The organism is Latilactobacillus fragifolii (assembly GCF_905332535.1).
Classification (GTDB): domain Bacteria; phylum Bacillota; class Bacilli; order Lactobacillales; family Lactobacillaceae; genus Latilactobacillus; species Latilactobacillus fragifolii.
The window spans coordinates 1-1,723 of sequence record NZ_CAJOCF010000015.1 but is presented as its reverse complement, the minus strand read 5'-3'; the positions used below and the strand labels follow the sequence as shown (position 1 = coordinate 1,723).

Sequence of the window (1,723 nt, the reverse complement as noted above, 5' to 3'; positions counted from 1 at the left end):
GTAGACCTTTGAAAACTGAACAAAGTTTCGACAAACCAAATGTGTAGGGTCGCCCTTCGGGGCACAAAACATATTTGCGAAGTCAATTTCGCTAGCAAATAAATTAAGTAACAAAACAAGAGCTACAAACTTTTAATCGAGAGTTTGATCCTGGCTCAGGACGAACGCTGGCGGCGTGCCTAATACATGCAAGTCGAACGCACTCTCGTTAGATTGAAGAAGCTTGCTTCTGATTGATAACATTTGAGTGAGTGGCGGACGGGTGAGTAACACGTGGGTAACCTGCCCTAAAGTGGGGGATAACATTTGGAAACAGATGCTAATACCGCATAAAACCTAGCACCGCATGGTGCAAGGTTGAAAGATGGTTTCGGCTATCACTTTAGGATGGACCCGCGGTGCATTAGTTAGTTGGTGAGGTAAAGGCTCACCAAGACCGTGATGCATAGCCGACCTGAGAGGGTAATCGGCCACACTGGGACTGAGACACGGCCCAGACTCCTACGGGAGGCAGCAGTAGGGAATCTTCCACAATGGACGCAAGTCTGATGGAGCAACGCCGCGTGAGTGAAGAAGGTTTTCGGATCGTAAAACTCTGTTGTTGGAGAAGAATGTATTTGATAGTAACTGATCAGGTAGTGACGGTATCCAACCAGAAAGCCACGGCTAACTACGTGCCAGCAGCCGCGGTAATACGTAGGTGGCAAGCGTTGTCCGGATTTATTGGGCGTAAAGCGAGCGCAGGCGGTTTTTTAAGTCTGATGTGAAAGCCTTCGGCTCAACCGAAGAAGTGCATCGGAAACTGGGAAACTTGAGTGCAGAAGAGGACAGTGGAACTCCATGTGTAGCGGTGAAATGCGTAGATATATGGAAGAACACCAGTGGCGAAGGCGGCTGTCTGGTCTGTAACTGACGCTGAGGCTCGAAAGCATGGGTAGCAAACAGGATTAGATACCCTGGTAGTCCATGCCGTAAACGATGAGTGCTAGGTGTTGGAGGGTTTCCGCCCTTCAGTGCCGCAGCTAACGCATTAAGCACTCCGCCTGGGGAGTACGACCGCAAGGTTGAAACTCAAAGGAATTGACGGGGGCCCGCACAAGCGGTGGAGCATGTGGTTTAATTCGAAGCAACGCGAAGAACCTTACCAGGTCTTGACATCCTTTGACCACTCTAGAGATAGAGCTTTCCCTTCGGGGACAAAGTGACAGGTGGTGCATGGTTGTCGTCAGCTCGTGTCGTGAGATGTTGGGTTAAGTCCCGCAACGAGCGCAACCCTTATTACTAGTTGCCAGCATTCAGTTGGGCACTCTAGTGAGACTGCCGGTGACAAACCGGAGGAAGGTGGGGACGACGTCAAATCATCATGCCCCTTATGACCTGGGCTACACACGTGCTACAATGGATGGTACAACGAGTTGCGAGACCGCGAGGTTTAGCTAATCTCTTAAAACCATTCTCAGTTCGGATTGTAGGCTGCAACTCGCCTACATGAAGCCGGAATCGCTAGTAATCGCGGATCAGCATGCCGCGGTGAATACGTTCCCGGGCCTTGTACACACCGCCCGTCACACCATGAGAGTTTGTAACACCCAAAGCCGGTGAGGTAACCCTTCGGGGAGCCAGCCGTCTAAGGTGGGACAGATGATTAGGGTGAAGTCGTAACAAGGTAGCCGTAGGAGAACCTGCGGCTGGATCACCTCCTTTCTAAGGAATAATACGGAAA

1 rRNA gene is annotated in these 1,723 nt (G+C 50.7%); it reads left to right on the top strand.

The features are described 5' to 3' along the window. Positions 1–132 precede the first annotated feature (132 nt). A 16S ribosomal RNA gene (locus J7Q78_RS09925) occupies positions 133–1,704 on the top strand. Positions 1,705–1,723: the final 19 nt, after the last annotated feature.